An 18,044-nucleotide genomic window follows, 5' to 3' on the forward strand; every position below is an offset into this window, starting at 1 on the left:
TAGAAAAAATAATAATTATTGCGCTGAAATAGCGATCCCAATGGCTTTTTCTCCTAAATGCGTGCCGATAACTGGTCCGAAGTGACCAATCTCAATTTCTGCATTTGGGTATTTCGCTTGTAGCTTCGCTTTTTCTTCTTTCGCTACTTCTAAATTATTGGCGTGGATTACATAAAATTTAACAGGCAATGCGATTTCTTGCTCCCGTTGACCAATGATATCTTCTGCGCGATTGAATGCTTTTTTACTGGAACGAATGCGTTCGTAAAGCACAATTTTTCCTTGATCAAAGGTCAAGATCGGTTTGATTTTTAATAATCCGCCAATCAAGGCTGCCCCATTGGTTAAGCGACCGCCGCGAACCAAATTATTCAAGTCGTCCACGATCAAATAGGCATAGGTATTGTCTCTGATAGTGTCCAGATGGGAAATGATCTCTTCGACGGTTTTGCCTTGACTTGATAGATCAAGAGCGGTTTCTACCATGTGGCCCATCGGCATACTTGTGATCTTCGAATCGTAAGGAATGATTTGAACGCCTTCGATTTCATCGGTGATTCCATAAAGCGTTCCGATAAATCCAGAGATACCGCTTGATAAGTGGATACTAATGATCGTGTCGTAACCGCGATCTTTCAATGACTCATATAAGGCTAACACTTCTCCTAATACCGGTTGAGAAGTGGTTGGGAATTCTTTGCTGTTTTTCAGCAAAGCGTAATACTCATCAGCTTCAATGTCGATACCTTCATTGTAGACTTTTCCATCTAAAATAACAGGAATCGGTATGATAAACAAATCTTCATGGTTTTTGATCCGTTCCGGCAGATAAGCTGTACTGTCAGTAACAACGGCTAATTTCATTCTTTTTCCTCGTTTCAACAAATTTCAAACGTCATTAATAATATAGCATAAATTTACTTACTTTCAAATGGTTTTCAGAACTTTTCATTCTGCTTACTCATTAAGAAAATTCCTGATCGCTTGTTGATTGGTTTCAAGATTGACGACTAACACACTTCCAGCACTCGCACTTGAACCGTATTGCCAAGAGTCAGCGACTGGGACAGTCAAGCTGTCGACTCCTCCCGCCCCTCGAGCAATCGAGAAGGTATTTTTTAATAGGAAAGACATTGGCAGGTTGGTGGAAGCATAGCCTAAGACTTTTCCTGCTGCATAAGGCAATTTTAAAATAGCTAAAGGATTTTTCATTTCGCTAAAGATCGCATCCATTACTTGCTGCTGTCGTCTTACACGACCGAAGTCACCTTCTTCGTCCATCCGAAAGCGTGCGTATTGCAACAGCTCAAGCCCATTCATTTGTTGTTGCCCTTGTTTGATGGCAACTTCAAGATTTTTACTCATATCTTTTTCCGCGTTGATAGCAACACCTGAGGGAAACAGTGTGTCGATCACTTTTTCAAAGGAACGAAAGTCAACTTTTGCATAATAGTTGGTTTCTAGCCCGAAATTCTCCGCTAATGTTTGTCTGACTAAATCAGCACCACCAAAGGCATACGCCGCATTGATCTTGTTTTCGCCATAACCGGGAATCGTAACTAAAGTATCCCGCATAAAGGAAAGCAGCTTCGGTTGCTTACTGGGACCTTCTAATTGCAAAACCATAATAGTGTCTGCGCGTCCAGCTTCTCCTTCACGACTATCACTACCAATGAGCAATATATTCCGAGCACCATTAGCAGCGGCCGTACCATTAAAGGTCTCTTCATCAGTCGTAGCAAAAGCAGCGTCACTTCTTGCGACTTGCTGACCGACAAGAAACGCAATCAATGAATAGGCAAAAAGCACCAATAGTACCCGAACCACAATACGTAGAACTGGGTGCTTCCGCTTTTTCTTTTGTTTGGGTTGCTTGGTCTTCTTAAGCTTTTGCGGTTTTTGTTTGCTTTGTTCCTGGCCTTGATGCATCGCAGGCCTCTGAGCAGATAGCGGAGGGATCGCGCTTTTTCGTCCCTCAGATTTTATTGCTCCTACTTGTGACTGTTCTCGAGAACTTTTAGCCGCACGAGAGTCGCTTGCACTAGGATGCTCGGTGTTTTGATACGGAATGTCTCCTACTCGCTCATCAGCAGAAGAAGTAGAATCACTCGGTCTGACGCGCTGGTTTCTTCTTTTGGCTTCTCGACGGGCAAAGATACTTTCTTTGGCTGCCTGACTGGATTCCTTTTCTAGCCGTTCATGCAGTTTTTTATTTTTTTCCATCCTGCTCATTGCTTCTGATCCTCCAACTAAAAAATAGCTCTCTGTCTATAAGGATACCCTAGACCTTATAGAAAGAAAGCTATTTTCTGAAATTTTAACCTTTTTCTAGGAAATTTCTTCATATTTTACCTTAGATGCTTTGATGCGCCTTGTCGTATGCTCACAAATCCTGCTTGCTCATAAAATGATTTCACTTGGTTTGCCGACCAAAAGTTTAGTGAGAGATCATCGAAGCCTTTTTCCAGCGCAACATTTTCAGCAAATGCCAACAATTGTTTTCCAATATGCATCCCTTGGTACCGAGGGTCAACAGCGATCGCTGCAATTTCCAGCCACTTTCGTTCATGCATCATCGCATTTTGTGGCAAACAGACCTCTTGAAGATGCACAAAGCCACAAGGCTGGTCCGCCAACCAAGCGATAAAAAAGTGGTGGCTTGGCTCTTGCAGCTGCTGTGTGATTGCTTGTTCAAATCTTGACTGATCAAAGGGCTTAAAAATCGTTGGGTACCATTGATGGTGCTGTGTTTGGATCTCTTTATGAAACGTTGCTAAAAGTGTTTCATCTTGGCTAATTTTTATTTTGACTTGAGTCATTTTTTGTCACTTCCTCAACAACATTTACGGAATACACGCCGAGAAGATGGACGTGACCACCCAACAACTGAATCTCTTCAAAGGCATTTACAATCAGTTGCCACGGTTTGTCCATCACCAGATCGATCACGAAAAAGTATTCCCCTAAGGTGGTTTTTGACGGCCGCGATTCAATTTTGCTTAAATCAATTTCTCGCCAGCCAAAGGTTGCTAAGATTTTGTGCAAGATCCCCGGGCGATTTGCTGGCAGTGTCACAAAAATCGTTGCTTTCTCAGCGGTCTGCTCTGGTAATTGGGTATTTGCTGCTTTCTTCGTCAAAACCCAAAAACGGGTTTGATTAAAGGCAACATCTTGAATATTGGGTTCTTTGATCGTTAACTGATAAGCCAAAGCGGCTTCTTTGGAAGCAATCGCCGCAACTGCTTCTTCTGGATGTTTTGCTACGTAGGCTGCTGCAGTCGTTGTGGAAGCAACCGCCTCAACAATAGCACCAGCAAATCGGGCTTCGATGAAGTCGGCACATTGCGCCAAAGCTTGCGGATGAGAAATTATCTTAGTGATGGGACGGTTGTCTTTTACTGTTTGCTGAGAAACTAACAATTGATGATTGATCGGTAAAATAATTTCCTGTTCGATGCTCAATTGATTTTGACGAAACAGTGTATCAATAGTGGCATGAACGGACCCTTCTAATGAGTTCTCGTTCGGAACGACCGCGCGATCGATCACGCCGTTAGCTAGCGCTTGAATACAAAGTGGAATCGATCCATAAGGGATACAGGCATTTTCTGGATACGCTTCTTGCGCAGCTAAATGCGTAAAGGAACTTTTCGGTCCTAAATAACCAATCTTCATTTTATGCACCTGCTTTGATCAAAATTTCCTGTACGATTTCTTCTGGTGTTTTGTTCGTCGTTTCAACGATCAATGAAGCAGTTTCTTCATAAAGCGGGATCCGAGGACGGTAAACAGCCAATATTTCTTCTGGTGATTTTGAGACGACTAAGGGACGAATGCTGCCAGTATCCGCCTTTAAGCGGTGGATCAGTTCCTCGGGATCTGTTTTTAAATACACGACGAGCGGCATCTCTTTTAAAAGTTGACGATTTTCTTCTTTTAATACAATGCCCCCACCTGTGGAAATAATCTGTTCCTTTGCCAAAGTTTTAGCTAAAATATCCGTTTCGATTTTGCGAAAGGCTTCCTCACCGTATTGGTCAAAAAATTCTTGAATGGTCATGCCGATTTCAGCAACGATCAAATCATCAAAATCCACATGAGACTGGTTCGTTTCTTCAGCCAAAAGACGACCAATCGTGGTTTTTCCAGCACCCATAAAGCCAATTAATATCACTTTTTTCACTCGCTGTTTCCTCCTTTAGCCAAACGTGCGACATCCTCAAAAAAATCAGGATAAGAAACTGCTACGGCTTCAGCTTTTTCTAATTCTACCTCTTCATCTGTCAATAAGGCGGCAATTTGCAGCATCATGCCGATGCGATGGTCCCCCCGACTTGACACACGTCCGCCATGCAAAGGGGTTGGACCGTTGATGATCAAGCCGTCCTCGGTGGGAGTGATGTCCGCCCCAAGTTTTGTCAACTCTTCGGCAGTTGCATCAATTCGATTGGTTTCTTTTACTTTTAGTTCTTCCGCATCTTTGATCACTGTTTTGCCATGCGCCTGCGTGGCTAACAACGCAATAATCGGCAATTCATCGATCAAGCGTGGGATAATATCGCCGGCGATGGTTACTGCCTGCAAGGTAGAACTTCGAACGGTAAGGTCAGCTGATTGATTCTGATCGTCTTGATTAGAACAAGCAATCGAAGCACCCATCTCCTCTAGCACGTCAAGAATTCCTGTACGAGTGGGGTTGATCCCGACATTTTTTAAAACGATCTCACTTTCTGGCATAATCGCGCCGGCTGTTAGGAAAAAAGCAGCGGAGGAAATATCACCAGGAACAATTACTTCTTGTCCTTGGAGTGTTTGAGGTCCCGTCACAGTGATCGTTTTGCCTTGTGTTGTGATGACGCCACCAAATTGACGGATCATTTCTTCAGTATGGTTACGGCTCGCCTCTTTTTCAATGATCGTCGACGTACCTTGTGCTTGCAATGCCGCAAAAATCAACGCTGATTTTACTTGAGCACTTGCTACGGGCATCTGATAATTGATGGGCTGTAAAGAAGCAGTACCATTAATGGTGATCGGTGGGAACTCCGTCTGTTCATGACCTGTAACGTTTGCCCCCATTTCTCTTAATGGCAGCATCACGCGATTCATTGGTCGTCTATTCAATGAGTCATCACCGAATAAGGTAGTTGTAAATGGCTGTCCAGCCAAAATCCCCATCATTAGACGAATCGTTGTACCAGAATTACCGATATCGATTGGTTCGTGGGCAGGCTTAAGGCCATTGAAGCCCTGTCCTTCAATCGTGATCGTCTGACCGTCATCATGGATCGGAACCCCTAATGATTGAAATGCATGAAGGGTGCTATAGCAGTCTTCTCCACGTAAGAAATTTTGGACAGTCGTTGTTCCTTCAGCTAACGCCCCGAACATGATACTGCGATGCGAGATCGATTTGTCAGCAGGGACCGCTATCGTCCCTTTTAAATGTGTTGCTTTTTTTAGTTTCATCCCAGCCTCCTATTTTTTTCGACACGAATAGGTCGTCTTGTTTTGGATCAGCTGCTCTGCTTGCAGCAAATCATTTTGCGTTTTGAATGAAATCTGTAAAACACCAATGATGTCTTCTCGAGTTTCAAGAATTTTTAAGTTGATCAAAGAGAGCTGATGTTCGCTCAATAGTCCCGTCACTTCAGCGACAACACCGGGATGATCCGGTACATCGATGAATAGATCATAGAATGCCGGGATCGCGCCATTTTGATGAACCGGCAATTGATCCCGTGTTTCCTTCGCGGATTCAAAGAACCGAAAGATCGACCCTTCGTCTTTTTCCTGCAACCAGTGAGCCATGGTCGTCATTTGTTTTTGCCACTCATCGATCAGCTGCAGCAGTTCCTGTCGATTACTCAATAAGATATCGGTCCACATGCGAGGATCTGAAGAAGCGATGCGAGTGATATCGCGAAAACCGCCTGCTGCAAGTTGTTGCGCTCTGGGGTGTTCGTGGTTGAAGGCATCTGCCTGATTGACTAATCCCGAAGCAATAATATGGGGCAGATGGCTCAACATCCCTGTAATTTGATCATGTTCTTGGGGAGCAAGTGCCACATATTTGGCTCTAGTGCCGCGAAAAAGCTCTTGCAGCTCTTCTATCCGCTGACTTTTCGTCGGTGTGAAGATATAGTAAGCATTCTCGAAAAGGTTCTCATCGGCTGCTGTGATCCCTGATTTATGAGAGCCAGCCATCGGATGGCCCCCAATAAAATCAAAGGAAAAGGACTCGGCGAATTGGGTGATTTCCGCTTTGGTACTGCCGGTGTCTGTTACTAGCACCGAAGACTTTAATGAAAGTGCCCCCAGTTCAGCAAGATATTTTTTGGTGATCTCTACCGGCAATGCCAACAAAATCACGTCGGCACGGACAGCACCTTCAGAAAATGAAGGGGGCACTTCGTCTACTAAATTTGTTGCTAATGCGATCTCATTGGTTTCCTGACAATCCCACCCCATCAAATGCACTTGCGGATGTGCCTTTTTGATACATTTTGCTAAGGAAGCGCCGATCAATCCTAGACCGGCGACAAAGATATTTTGGTTCATGAAAAGAATCCTCATTTCTACTGGAATTTTTGTTGGTTCTTTAATCAGTAGGTTAACAAGTATTCTCGATACGCCTGAACAGATGCGGTCAATTCTGCGAATGAATCACTTGGGAACTTTTCTAATAGTTCATTGGCCACCACTGTCGCCACCACACTCTCACAAACAACACTGGCTGCTGGTACAGCGGTGCTATCTGAGCGTTCGACGCTTGCTTTATACGGTTCTTTGCTGTCGATATCCACACTTTGCAAGGGCTTGTACAAGGTCGGGATCGGCTTCATAACACCACGAACCACGATTGGTTCACCGTTCGTCATGCCGCCTTCAAACCCGCCAAGGTTGTTGCTGCGACGGGTATAGCCTCGTTGTTCGTCCCATAAAATCTCATCCATGACTTTGGAACCTGACAAAACACCAGCCTCAAAGCCAACGCCGAACTCAGCACCTTTAAAGGCATTGATGCTGACCACGGCTTGGGCGATTTTCGCATCAAGTTTTTTGTCCCATTGCACGTAACTGCCTAAACCAGCAGGAACGCCGCCAACAAGTACTTCCACTACACCGCCGATCGTATCGCCATTTTTCTTCGTTTGATCGATCAGCTGCTTGATTTCTTCTTCGACTGACGGATCTAACACCCTTACTTCTGAAGCTTCAGAGCGTTCTGCGATTTCTTTGACGGTCAACCCTTCAGGAATTTCCGCTTTGATGCCGCCTAACATTGTTACATGACCTGCCACATCGATGCCAAGCTTCTTTAAAATTTTCTTCGCGATTGCTCCGATGGCTACCCGCATAGTCGTTTCCCGGGCAGATGAACGTTCCAAGACGTTTCGTAAATCTTGATGATGGTATTTCATGCCGCCGACTAAGTCAGCATGACCAGGTCTTGGTCGTGCCACTCGTCTTAGTTTGCGGTCTTTTTCTGGTACCTCTTCGATCGCCATGACCTTGGTCCAGTTTTTCCAATCTTTGTTCTCAACCACTAAAGTCACAGGAGAGCCTAGTGTTTTTCCATGACGGATACCCGAAGTGATACGGACTTGGTCTTTTTCAATCAGCATCCGTCCCCCACGGCCATAGCCGGTTTGTCGTCTCGCTAATTCAAAATTAATGTCTTCTGCTGTTAATGGCAATCCTGCCGGTAAACCTTCGATAATGGCGGTCAACTCTGGTCCATGTGATTCGCCTGCTGTAATATAACGCATGATCCGTTACCTTCCTTTCTTATAATAGGTAGTCTTTGATTTTTTCAGTCGGGATCGTCACGATTTTCGCCTGTCCGATCGCTTCTAATAGAATAATCTTCAATTGTTGCCCGCGGGCTTTTTTATCATGAGTGATTGCTTGGTATAATTGCTCTTTATCTATTTCACTTGGTGTGATCGGCAAATGAAACTTCTCAACCATTTCTGTAAGCTGCTGGGTCGTACCTTTTGGTGTTAATCCGATGGCTTCTGCATGACGGGTGATCATGATCATCCCCATTGCAACCCCTTCGCCATGACTGGTGTCAAACGCGGCTGTTCTTTCTAAGCCATGCCCGATCGTATGACCGAAGTTCAGTGTCAGACGACTGCCATGATCAAAAGGATCTTCTTCTACTACTTTTTGTTTTACCTTTAAAGAAGCAGTGATTACTTTCTCAGCATGTGCCAAAAGATCGACTTCATCTTTCAAACCTGCTAACGTTTGCCAAAGCTCAGGATCTGCAATAGCGGCTGACTTGATGATTTCAGCAATGCCTTCTTGGACGCGTTTGAGGGGCAAACTTGTAAGTAAATCTGGATCGATCATCACACCGGCTGGTTGTGCAAATGTCCCGACGAGATTCTTGGCACTGCCAGTATTTACAGCTGTTTTTCCGCCGATACTTGAATCGACCTGTGCCAATAACGTCGTTGGAATCTGCAAGAAATCAATGCCGCGCATATAAGTAGAAGCAACAAATCCTCCAAGATCACCAATCACACCGCCACCAAGGGCAATGATCCCATCGCTTCTGGTCATTCCGAGTTGGGCAAGACCATCATATAAATTAGCTGCTTGCTCTAGTGATTTGCTTTTTTCGCCAGCTGGTACGACTAACAGTGTTGCCTCAAACCCTGCAGCGGTTAAGGAATCGACGATTTGTCCGCCATACAGGGGTGCGACGTTGCTGTCTGTAATGACGGCAATACGCTGTTTGTCCCACAACTGTTGCACCCAGGTTCCGACTTTTTGAAACGCCCCTCGTTTGATGAGGATATCATAGGAATGTTCTTCTAAATGAATGTGTAACATTGATTTTTGCACCTCTTTTATTGGTTGTCTTGACGCTTAGTCTTGCAACGCTTTGATTTCTTTCATCGCTTTTTCTATGATATGGACTTCTTTCATCATGTTCATGTACGTTTTTTCATTAAGTGATTGAGGACCATCAGACCAAGCATTGGCTGGATCTGGATGGATCTCAACGATCATCCCATCGGCGCCAGCAGCAACACCCGCTCTAGCCATAGGCGGTACGAGATCCCAGATACCTGTTCCATGACTAGGATCAACGATGATTGGGAAGTGGCTCAGTTTTTTGATGATTGGTACCGCACTTAGATCAAAGGTATTACGGGTTGCTGTTTCGTAAGTTCGGATCCCACGTTCAATGAAAATCACTTCACTTTTATCTTGAACGGCGATGTATTCCGCTGCATTCAACCATTCGTCGATCGTGCCAGAGATGCCTCGTTTAAGGCCAATTGGTTTCCCAGTTTTCCCAACGGCAGCTAGCAATTTGAAGTTTTGCATGTTCCGAGCACCAATCTGCAAAATGTCACTGTATTCCGCAACCATATCGATATGTCCTTCGTCCATGACTTCTGTGATGACTTTCATGCCCGTTTCATCCGCTGCTTGACGAATGTATTTTAGCCCTTCTTCTTCCAGCCCTTGGAATGCGTATGGCGACGTGCGTGGTTTGAAGGCACCACCACGTAAGATTTGTGCACCACCAGCTTTAGCGATTCGGGCACATTCACGAATTTGGTCTAAGCCTTCAATCGAACATGGACCAGCCATCGTAACAAAGTTGCCGTCACCGATTTTCACGCCATCTACATCCACAACCGTATCTTGCGGATGGAACTCACGAGAGGTCAATTTGTAGGTGTTTGAGATCCGAATGGCATCTTCGACACCCTCGTAGCTGCGAAAAGCAACATCTTGGATGCGGCGGGTATCCCCTTTTAAGCCGATAACGACCTGTTCTTTTCCTTGGTTGACTTGAACATCTAAGCCTTCTTTTTTGATTCTTGTTACAACAACTTCAACTTGTTCTGGCGTAGCGCCTGGTTTCATAATTACGATCATTTTTTCTTCCTACTTTCGTTTTTTTCTGTTTTTTATTTTTTACATGGATTCGATGAGTGCTTTGACTTTTTCAACAGGCATCGCTTTGCCAGTCCAAAGTTCAAATGCGGCTGCACCTTGATAGAGTAGCATGCTTAAGCCGTTTGCAGTTTTGGCGCCGACTGCTTTCGCATCTTTCAAAAGCTGCGTTTCTCTTGGATTATAGATGACATCATAGACAGCTAATGATTCCCGCAGGAGTGTTTTATCTTTCAGAGGACTTTCGGTATCATTTGGTTTCATTCCCACGCCCGTGGCATTTACCAATAAGCTGCTTTGATCGATGGCTGTTTTTAAAGCCATCTGATCTTCTAAGTCGGTTAAGGTAATTTCACAAGCTGTTTTTTGTGCAATCTGTGTTAATTTTTCTTGGATGATTGGATAAAACTCATCCTTGCGGTTAAAGACATGGATCGTTTTGACGCCGTCTAGTGCGGCTTGGCTAATGATCGCTGTCGCCGCTCCACCAGCTCCAATCACCGTCATGGTGTCGCCAAGGATGGATACTTGAATGTCCTCAAGAGCTCGCATAAAGCCGATGCCGTCTGTATTGTGCCCAATCAAGCGTCCTTCTTGATTGACGATCGTATTGATTGCGCCGATCAACTCGGCTGCTGGTGAACATTCATCCATCAGCGCTACAGCCGCCATTTTATGAGGCATCGATAAATTGACACCTAAGAGGTCCAACTGACGGATGCTTTGGATACTAGCGGCTAAATCATCCGGCTCAACATCAAAGGCCAGATACACGGCGTCGATCCCTTGTTCTTCAAAAGAAAGATTGTGCATCGCTGGAGAGATGCTGTGTTTGGCTGGTTTGGCAAATAGTGCCGCCAACCGTGTGTGTCCGGTTATCATTTGTTTCATCTGGTTCATTCCTTTCAACAAAAAAAGATGTCCACCGTAAATTTAAGAATCTACAGTGAACACCTTCAAACATTACATAACGACAGAGCCGATATGTGAATATAAAAAATAGCCACTATAGATTTTACGATCTACGTGGCTGCGAATTCATTACGAAATGCTCTAGCCATCATAGATACAAACTTAGCGTTTGTACCCATGCCTTCATGAATACAAACCTATCTAAAATAGCTAAAGTAATATTTATTCAGTTGTGTGGGGTTCGTTAGCAATAATTTTTGCATAGTCGTTCGCTCCAAACTGATGTAAGATTGACCTAAGTATAGGTTTAACTTTGAAAGATGTCAATGATTTTTTCTTATTTTTTTCATTTATTTGATTGTTTTTTTTGAAAACACTGTTCTATCAAGGGTTTATAAGTCATCCTCAAAGAACAATAATAGTTCAGGTAAGCTTAATTGCGCTTTTTCCTCTGCTGAAAGATCTTTGACGATCTCCCCTTTTCTGAGCAGGATCAAGCGGTCTCCGTATTTTAATGCATCTTCCATCCGATGGGTGATCATTAGACAGGTCAGGTTTTGTTCTTCCACGCGTTTTGCAGTGATTTGCATCAGCTGTTTGGAGGTCTTTGGATCTAACGCAGCCGTATGTTCATCTAGCAACAACAGTTTTGGAGTTTGGATCGTTGCCATCAATAAACTTAGTGCCTGTCGTTGACCACCAGATAAACTGCCCGTTGGCGTATCCAAATGATTTTCCAACCCGTTGCCGATTTCTTTACAAAGTGCAAAGAACATTTCCCTTTGTCCTTGGAGTTGTCGAAGACCAAGTGACCGTTTTTGCCCTCTTTTTTGGGCTAACAGCAGATTTTCTGCCACTGTCATACGGGGAGCAGTGCCCATTTTCGGATCTTGGAAAACCCGCGCCAAAAAGCGTGCGCGTTTTTCTTCCGAAAGTGTAGTCACATTTTGATCATCGATCATCACTTGCCCACTCGTCAAGGGCATGGTGCCTGAGATGCAGTTGAATAACGTGCTTTTGCCGGCGCCGTTTCCTCCAACGACCGTGACAAATTCTCCTGGCTTTAAAGAAAGATCGATTTTATTCAAGAGTACTTTTTTCTCATTTGGTCCGTTGCCGACAACTTTAAAGGCTTTTTTTAAGGCTAACATTATTCGTCCTCCGTTTCAAAACCAGTGCGTAGATGCAAGGCTTGTTTAAATTGAGGGATCAACAAGCAGATCGTCAAGACGATTGCAGAGAAGATCTTCAAGTAGGTCGTATCAAATCCAGCTTTGATCACAAATAGGATCAATAATTGGTAAATAATGCTGCCAATCACAATAGCGATCAAACGTTCCAGCAAGGTCAGTTCCCCGTATAACACTTCACCAATGATGATTGACGCCAGTCCGATAACGATCACACCGATACCTTTGCTTATGTCGGCATAGCCGTCATTTTGCGCAATCAATGCGCCTGAGAGTGCGATCACGCCATTGGAGACGATCAATCCAATGATTTTCATTCGATCGGTATTGATCCCCATCGATTTTGCCATATGCTCATTATCACCTGTAGCGATGTAAGCTTGACCCAAATTTGTATGGAAAAAGTAAACCAAGACGCCCCCGATCAACAAGACCATGATCAATCCAATGATCACCGTATCATAATAATTCGGTAAATTCATTCTAGTAAAAAAATCTTGAATTTTCGGTTGGTTTAATAAAGAGAGGTTGGGTGAGCGCATCACAAACAGCATGACCGAGTTCAATGAAGACATCACCAAGATTCCAGCTAAAATCACGGGAATTTTGCCTTTTGTATAAAGAAGTCCTGTCACACAGCCCGCACACATCCCAGCCAATACTCCTAAACAAGTCGCTAAGACGGGCGACACCCCATGGGTGATCGCTGTCACACAGACAGCACCGCCTAACGGAAAGGACCCTTCCGTCGTCATATCCGGGAAATTTAAAATTCGATAGGTCATAAAAATCCCTAATCCCAGGATTCCCCAAAGTAGTCCTTGCCCTATTGCTGAAACAATCATCATTCTTCCTCCATATTCTTACAAGTTTTCTCTTTCAAGACCCTCTCGATGATCGCAGGTGGTCGCTGTTCTTGGTTGTTACTCGTCACTTGCTTCGCTTTCTGGCGTCGTTGTAATCAGTTTCGCCTCGTCTTTGAGGTTTTCTGGGATAGTGATGCCCAATAACTGCGCCTGAGTTTCATTGATGATCGTTTCGCCATCGCTGAATGTATAGATCGGTGTTGTCGCAGGTTCTGCTGTCCCATCAAGAATTGCTGCCACCATCTTCCCAGTTTCCACGCCTATCGTAAATTGATCTTGTCCGACCGTTGCCAAACCGCCTTGTTCCACCATCGTGTCTACGGAAGTAATGATTGGTGTTTTTGATTTATTGGCTTCTTGAACTACGGTCTGCATAGCATTTGCGATCGTATTGTCTAACGGAATATAGATAAAATCGACTTCCCGTGCCATCACTTGGACCATTTGCGCAATTTCATTACTTGAAGGAACGGCATACGATTTGCTGGTCAAGCCATTTTCTTCGGCAGCAGCTTCTGCTTCTGCCACTTGGTATTTCGAATTGTCTTCGGTCGAAGAATACAAAATACCGACTGTTTTTGCCTCTGGCAGCAAATCTTTTGCTAGTTTGATTTGTGCAGCAACTGGTGCTTTATCGGAAACACCAGTGATATTGCCGCCGGGTTGATCCATATCTGCCACCAGATTTGCCCCAACTGGATCAGTGACCGCTCCTAAAACGATCGGTACATCCTGAGTGACATTCGCCAACGCTTGTGCTGCGGGTGTTGCTACCCCAACCAAAACGTCGGCATCTTTATTTAGCAGCTGCTGACTCATCGTTGCCAATTTGCTTTGATCCGCTTGACCGTTCTGGAATTCGATCGTCAAGTTGTCCCCTTCGGTATAGCCTGATTCTTTAAGGCCTTCTTTGATCCCCTCGGTGATCGCATCCAGTGCTTCATGACTGACAAATTGTAGGATCCCGACTGTTTTTTCAGCTTTTTCTACTGGTTCCGAAGTCTCACTAGCTTGATTGGTCCCACTTCTCATTCCTAACTGATAGACAAATGTCGCTCCTAAAAATAATAAAATAACGGCAACCGATGCAATTAATCCCTTGTTTTTCATTTTTCATTCTCCTTTTTCTGCTTACGTTTTTCGTGTTTTTCATTTTATGGTTTTTGAGAACAAAAAAAGCAACTGCCTATGTGACGGCAATTGCAAGTAAGCAAAAGCCGCATAGAAGCTTGTCCTATGCGGCGATAAATTCAACTACCAGCATAGATACAGCACTTTAGAAGGTTCTCTAAAAAGTTGTATCTATGGAATGAGGTCCCATCAATACAACTATCTACGCCAGTTTTGCCATGATTTCACTTGCAATGGAATAAATAGTTTCATGATTGTTCCTCCTTCTCAACTTGTTTTCTTTCTTGATTGAATTCAGTTTAGCTTATTGATAAAAAAACGTCAACAATTTTCTGTCAAATTGTCAGATTTTTTTATCGATCATTGGCCGAAGAACGAATCGTCCACATCGGTAAACGATTCAATTCTGGGATGAATTCCGTCGTTGGCTGCTCAAATGAATCAAAGGTAAAGCGATTTTTCTCAACCCCTTCTTCATAAAAAACAAACGTCACTTTATCAGGGTCAACGCTGTATTCATTGGAGAAAAAAGCCGCATCATAGACGATTGGATAATAAAAAAATGTCCGATTCAGCTCATCTTCTTGCGCTTGGATCAGATCAAATACTTGATCGAGTTGAGGTCCGTTGGGCTTACTAAACATCACCGAGATCGCTCGTGTTTCACGAATCGTCTTGTCTGCAGTCAGATAAGGCAATGGCTGTACTTTTTCTGACGGCAGCTTGTCAAAAGCGATCCGATCCACTAAAGAAGCATTGATACGATTTTGAGAAAAGACGATCAAACCTGCGAAGACCAGTGCGAAAAGAATTCCCCCGATCAGCGTGAAAATCGTTTTTTTCTGATCTCGATAAAGATCATCTAAAAAAGCTTGCCAGCTTTCAACTATTTTTTCTTTCGTGTAATGAACAAAGTTCCTAACTTGTTCCATAATTTGCCCACCTTTTTTTAAAATCCTACTATTAATTCATACTATCAATTCCCTTCTAGAACGTCAAGAAACTTCACATTTCTACGATTATTCGGTAAGATAAAAGAAAACGGTAAAGGAGTCATTATGCATAATCTAGCTGATTCATTGATGTCTGGAGCCAATCCAATCTTCGATTTCATCGTTGTCTGTTTGAACTTTCTCTCCATTTTTGTCATCGTTTGGGGTGTATTGATCGCAGGCATTGACTTTGTGCGCTACGAATTAACAGAAAAGGATCGATTGGTGGCAGCCAGAGAGAATAATTTTATCCGCAATTATTTAGGGAGCTATGTTTTATTAGGTCTGGAGATCTTGATTGCAGCAGATATTATTGAGACGATCATCCACCCTACTTTCGAAGACATCGTCCGTCTAGCTGCCGTCGTTATTATTCGGACAGTCATCTCTTATTTCTTGAATAAGGAAATCGAGCGTGCACTGCAAACCACCGATCACCAACCTACCAAGAAAAAGGAAAGCTAGCTGCCATGGCTTTTCTTTGGATTCTTCGGTATAATAGATAGGAATATTTGACATTGGAAGGATCAATCCCTCAGTCAAACTATCCTTAAAAGAAAAGAGGGAAACAATATGTCTTTTGATGGTGTCTTTACCCATTTAATGGTCAAAGAATTACAAGATCAATTAACCAGTGGACGTGTAAACAAAATTCATCAACCTTATGAAAATGAGGTCGTATTTGTGATCCGTTCCCAAGGGAAAAATCACAAACTTTTGCTATCCGCACACCCCACCTATGCTCGTGTACAATGCACAACGATCGCCTATAGCAATCCAGAAACCCCACCGAATTTCTTGATGATGCTACGGAAATATTTAGAAGGGGCGATCTTAGAATCAATCGAACAAATCGACAATGACCGTGTGATCCATTTTCATTTCACGCGACGAGATGAATTAGGTGATTTGCAAGCCCTCGTCTTGATCGTCGAACTAATGGGCCGTCACAGTACGATTTTATTAATGAATAAGACGAGTGGAAAAATCGTCGATACGATCAAACACATTGGTCATTCCCAAAATACGTATCGTACCTTATTGCCAGGTGCTGTCTATGTTGCACCACCAAAGCAATCGACGCTTAATCCTTTCACAGCCTCTCGCACCAAGATTTTTGAAGAATTATCTACTCTTGATCCATTGACGGCAAAAGAACTTCAACAACGATTCCAAGGCTTAGGCCGCGATACAGCAGAAGAATTGATCGCTCGAATCAATGCCAATCCCAATGAAAAACTGCGTCAGTGGGAAGCTTTCTTTACAGAGCTTACCCAGGAGCTAGCACCAAGTTATCTCCAGTCAGAGAAAAAGGAATATTTTACACCAATTCCCTATCCATCATTGATCGATGCGACCACCACTGTCACCCATTATCAGAGTCTGAGCGAGCTTTTAGATGCGTTTTATCACGACAAGGCGGAAAGAGATCGGGTCAAACAACAAGGTGGCGAATTACTAAAGAAGATTGAGAATGAACTGAAACGGAACCAATTGAAGTTAAAGAAACGCCAACAAACGTTGATCGATTCAGAAAACGCCGAAGAATTCCGTCAAAAAGGTGAGCTTTTGACGACCTTTATGAATCAAGTCCCCCGTGGTGCTGCATCAGTTGATTTGGAAAATTACTATGATGAGAATCGACTTTTGACGATCAAACTCGATCCTGCTCTTTCTCCCAATCAAAATGCTCAGAAATATTTTCAACGTTACCAGAAATTAAAAAATGCAGTGAAACTGATCCATCAACAGATTGCCGAAACGAAAGAAGAAATCGCGTATCTCGAATCCGTGTTAGCCCAATTAGAAATAGCCTCTCCCATGGATCTGGCGGTTATTCGGGAAGAACTGATCGCACAAGGCTACGTCAAAAATCGGGCGAAACAGCGTAAAAAAGCTGCTCCTTCGCAACCAGAACGATTTCTTTCTTCAGACGGAACTGAAATTTTCGTCGGAAAAAACAATTTACAAAATGACCAACTGACCTTAAAAACAGCTCGTAAGAGTGATATCTGGCTGCATACCAAAAATATTCCTGGCTCTCATGTCATCATTCGTTCGGATGATCCTAGTGAGACAACCTTAATGGAAGCTGCAGAGCTTGCCGCATATTTCTCAAAATATCGTCAATCTGCCCAAGTACCAGTGGACTACGTGCAAGTCAAACATATTCGGAAACCGAATGGTGCCAAGCCTGGATTCGTCATTTATGAGAATCAAAAAACACTTTTTGTGACACCTGATGAGGGAATTTTGAGATTAAAACAGTCCTAGCTGTTTCTAAGTTTATTCGGATCAAAAAATCATAAAGTAATCAATCAAAAAACCGATCACAAGCGCGTGCCTCTTCGCAGCGCTTGTGATCGGTTTTTATGCTTTTTCGTTCTATCTACTGCTCTTTCAGCAACAATTTTGCTTAGCTTGTATCACAAAAGGCAAGCCTTCTCAGAATTCAGCCATCAACATATCTGCTAGATTCGCTAGAATGGCAATTGAACATCACCTGCAGCTAATAGGCTCTGCTGGCTAATAAATCCCGCCATCCTCCATAGTGACTTTCTTCTCAAAATCAAAATGATACAGCTTTTCCCAGTGATTGATATTCAACGTTCCTTTGGTCAAACGGATCGCTAGAAAACAACAGCCTTTATCATCCTCATTGTTAACTTCGTCGTACCAGACAAAGGCTTTGCGAATTTTGCTTCTTAATTCTGCATTTTTAGGGTCTAGCACCCACCCTAAATTCTCTCCTTGACCGATCGCAGTAAACCATTCACCACTGACAGCAATCGCAACTGCTGAATTCTTACTGATTTGCTTCATTTTGTTTGATTGCTCATGAGTTGACACGTAAAAAACGCCGTCTTCATAAAAAGCATCTACTTCTCGGACGACTGGCTGTGTTTCTCCCTTGTCATTCTCGTTACAAGCAGTCGTGGCAAGGGCGATCACATTGTCTTTAAAATGTCCGAATTTTTCTTCAAGTAGTTTTACTCCTTCTTCAAACTGAGTCATTGTACTGTTCC

Annotated in this window: 18 protein-coding genes; 2 read left to right on the top strand and 16 right to left on the bottom strand. The window is 43.4% G+C overall.

Features of this window, described 5'->3' with window-relative positions; genetic code table 11:
• Positions 1-15: 15 nt before the first annotated feature.
• The 15 genes from IGK61_RS08435 to IGK61_RS08505 form a co-directional block, all read right to left on the bottom strand.
• Entirely contained in the window at positions 16-864 is an 849-nt protein-coding gene (locus IGK61_RS08435) for a DegV family protein (protein ID WP_005235946.1), read from the bottom strand.
• Between the two features lie 93 nt (positions 865-957).
• Positions 958-2,232, bottom strand: coding sequence for an LCP family protein (locus IGK61_RS08440; protein ID WP_074535814.1), 1,275 nt, complete (start codon positions 2,230-2,232; stop codon positions 958-960).
• 116 nt (positions 2,233-2,348) lie between these two features.
• The gene (locus IGK61_RS08445; RefSeq protein ID WP_074535813.1) at positions 2,349-2,819 is read right to left on the bottom strand and encodes a GNAT family N-acetyltransferase; all 471 of its coding nucleotides are present in this window, start codon (positions 2,817-2,819) and stop codon (positions 2,349-2,351) included.
• Positions 2,794-3,675, bottom strand: coding sequence for a prephenate dehydratase (gene pheA, locus IGK61_RS08450; RefSeq protein WP_074535812.1), 882 nt, complete (start codon positions 3,673-3,675; stop codon positions 2,794-2,796). The genes IGK61_RS08445 and pheA overlap by 26 nt, the downstream gene beginning before the upstream one ends.
• 1 nt (position 3,676) lies before the next feature.
• On the bottom strand, positions 3,677-4,183 hold the full coding sequence (locus IGK61_RS08455) for a shikimate kinase (RefSeq protein ID WP_074535810.1): 507 nt from the start codon (positions 4,181-4,183) through the stop codon (positions 3,677-3,679).
• Complete coding sequence (aroA, locus tag IGK61_RS08460; protein ID WP_074535808.1) at positions 4,180-5,469, bottom strand: 3-phosphoshikimate 1-carboxyvinyltransferase; 1,290 nt, start codon at positions 5,467-5,469, stop codon at positions 4,180-4,182. Before aroA ends, IGK61_RS08455 begins: the two co-directional genes overlap by 4 nt.
• A 9-nt stretch (positions 5,470-5,478) precedes the next feature.
• The gene (locus tag IGK61_RS08465) at positions 5,479-6,561 is read right to left on the bottom strand and encodes a prephenate dehydrogenase (protein ID WP_074535806.1); all 1,083 of its coding nucleotides are present in this window, start codon (positions 6,559-6,561) and stop codon (positions 5,479-5,481) included.
• Between the two features lie 44 nt (positions 6,562-6,605).
• Positions 6,606-7,772 carry a chorismate synthase gene (gene aroC / locus IGK61_RS08470; RefSeq protein WP_074535804.1) on the bottom strand — a complete coding sequence of 389 codons (1,167 nt, stop codon included), beginning with the start codon at positions 7,770-7,772 and terminating at the stop codon, positions 6,606-6,608.
• Positions 7,773-7,791: 19 nt separating this feature from the next.
• Positions 7,792-8,847, bottom strand: coding sequence for a 3-dehydroquinate synthase (gene aroB / locus IGK61_RS08475; RefSeq protein ID WP_015509713.1), 1,056 nt, complete (start codon positions 8,845-8,847; stop codon positions 7,792-7,794).
• 36 nt (positions 8,848-8,883) lie between these two features.
• Positions 8,884-9,909, bottom strand: a complete 1,026-nt coding sequence (gene aroF, locus IGK61_RS08480) for a 3-deoxy-7-phosphoheptulonate synthase (protein ID WP_074535802.1) — start codon at positions 9,907-9,909, stop codon at positions 8,884-8,886.
• A 39-nt stretch (positions 9,910-9,948) separates the two neighbouring features.
• Complete coding sequence (locus IGK61_RS08485) at positions 9,949-10,818, bottom strand: shikimate dehydrogenase (protein ID WP_167827274.1); 870 nt, start codon at positions 10,816-10,818, stop codon at positions 9,949-9,951.
• A 413-nt stretch (positions 10,819-11,231) separates the two neighbouring features.
• Positions 11,232-11,990 (bottom strand): ABC transporter ATP-binding protein, encoded by a 759-nt coding sequence (locus tag IGK61_RS08490; RefSeq protein ID WP_005226102.1) that lies wholly within the window; start codon positions 11,988-11,990, stop codon positions 11,232-11,234.
• Positions 11,990-12,874, bottom strand: a complete 885-nt coding sequence (locus IGK61_RS08495) for an ABC transporter permease (RefSeq protein WP_010748362.1) — start codon at positions 12,872-12,874, stop codon at positions 11,990-11,992. Before IGK61_RS08495 ends, IGK61_RS08490 begins: the two co-directional genes overlap by 1 nt.
• Before the next feature lie 78 nt (positions 12,875-12,952).
• Entirely contained in the window at positions 12,953-14,005 is a 1,053-nt protein-coding gene (gene trpX, locus IGK61_RS08500; RefSeq protein ID WP_010748363.1) for a tryptophan ABC transporter substrate-binding protein, read from the bottom strand.
• Between the two features lie 374 nt (positions 14,006-14,379).
• Positions 14,380-14,958 (bottom strand): hypothetical protein, encoded by a 579-nt coding sequence (locus IGK61_RS08505; RefSeq protein WP_010748364.1) that lies wholly within the window; start codon positions 14,956-14,958, stop codon positions 14,380-14,382.
• A gap of 126 nt (positions 14,959-15,084) precedes the next feature.
• Here IGK61_RS08505 and IGK61_RS08510 point away from each other — a divergent pair, with 126 nt between their 5' ends.
• Together IGK61_RS08510 and efbA are read left to right on the top strand one after the other, a co-directional pair.
• Positions 15,085-15,483 (top strand): DUF1622 domain-containing protein, encoded by a 399-nt coding sequence (locus tag IGK61_RS08510; RefSeq protein WP_010748365.1) that lies wholly within the window; start codon positions 15,085-15,087, stop codon positions 15,481-15,483.
• A gap of 108 nt (positions 15,484-15,591) precedes the next feature.
• Positions 15,592-17,292, top strand: a complete 1,701-nt coding sequence (gene efbA, locus IGK61_RS08515; protein WP_074535799.1) for a fibronectin-binding protein EfbA — start codon at positions 15,592-15,594, stop codon at positions 17,290-17,292.
• A gap of 252 nt (positions 17,293-17,544) precedes the next feature.
• On the opposite strand, the gene IGK61_RS08520 is transcribed toward efbA, so the two are convergent.
• Complete coding sequence (locus IGK61_RS08520; RefSeq protein ID WP_060791939.1) at positions 17,545-18,033, bottom strand: pyridoxamine 5'-phosphate oxidase family protein; 489 nt, start codon at positions 18,031-18,033, stop codon at positions 17,545-17,547.
• Between the last annotated feature and the right edge of the window lie 11 nt (positions 18,034-18,044).

The organism is Enterococcus sp. AZ063 (genome assembly GCF_051715045.1).
In the GTDB taxonomy this organism is placed as follows: domain Bacteria; phylum Bacillota; class Bacilli; order Lactobacillales; family Enterococcaceae; genus Enterococcus_D; species Enterococcus_D casseliflavus.

Coding starts and splice junctions, on each gene's coding strand:
- IGK61_RS08435 (WP_005235946.1), bottom strand. CDS start 864: ATGAAATTAGCCGTTGTTACTGACAGTACAGCTTATCTGCCGGAACGG.
- IGK61_RS08440 (WP_074535814.1), bottom strand. CDS start 2,232: ATGAGCAGGATGGAAAAAAATAAAAAACTGCATGAACGGCTAGAAAAG.
- IGK61_RS08445 (WP_074535813.1), bottom strand. CDS start 2,819: ATGACTCAAGTCAAAATAAAAATTAGCCAAGATGAAACACTTTTAGCA.
- pheA (WP_074535812.1), bottom strand. CDS start 3,675: ATGAAGATTGGTTATTTAGGACCGAAAAGTTCCTTTACGCATTTAGCT.
- aroA (WP_074535808.1), bottom strand. CDS start 5,469: ATGAAACTAAAAAAAGCAACACATTTAAAAGGGACGATAGCGGTCCCT.
- IGK61_RS08465 (WP_074535806.1), bottom strand. CDS start 6,561: ATGAACCAAAATATCTTTGTCGCCGGTCTAGGATTGATCGGCGCTTCC.
- aroC (WP_074535804.1), bottom strand. CDS start 7,772: ATGCGTTATATTACAGCAGGCGAATCACATGGACCAGAGTTGACCGCC.
- aroB (WP_015509713.1), bottom strand. CDS start 8,847: ATGTTACACATTCATTTAGAAGAACATTCCTATGATATCCTCATCAAA.
- aroF (WP_074535802.1), bottom strand. CDS start 9,909: ATGATCGTAATTATGAAACCAGGCGCTACGCCAGAACAAGTTGAAGTT.
- IGK61_RS08485 (WP_167827274.1), bottom strand. CDS start 10,818: ATGAAACAAATGATAACCGGACACACACGGTTGGCGGCACTATTTGCC.
- IGK61_RS08490 (WP_005226102.1), bottom strand. CDS start 11,990: ATGTTAGCCTTAAAAAAAGCCTTTAAAGTTGTCGGCAACGGACCAAAT.
- IGK61_RS08495 (WP_010748362.1), bottom strand. CDS start 12,874: ATGATTGTTTCAGCAATAGGGCAAGGACTACTTTGGGGAATCCTGGGA.
- trpX (WP_010748363.1), bottom strand. CDS start 14,005: ATGAAAAACAAGGGATTAATTGCATCGGTTGCCGTTATTTTATTATTT.
- IGK61_RS08505 (WP_010748364.1), bottom strand. CDS start 14,958: ATGGAACAAGTTAGGAACTTTGTTCATTACACGAAAGAAAAAATAGTT.
- IGK61_RS08510 (WP_010748365.1), top strand. CDS start 15,085: ATGCATAATCTAGCTGATTCATTGATGTCTGGAGCCAATCCAATCTTC.
- efbA (WP_074535799.1), top strand. CDS start 15,592: ATGTCTTTTGATGGTGTCTTTACCCATTTAATGGTCAAAGAATTACAA.
- IGK61_RS08520 (WP_060791939.1), bottom strand. CDS start 18,033: ATGACTCAGTTTGAAGAAGGAGTAAAACTACTTGAAGAAAAATTCGGA.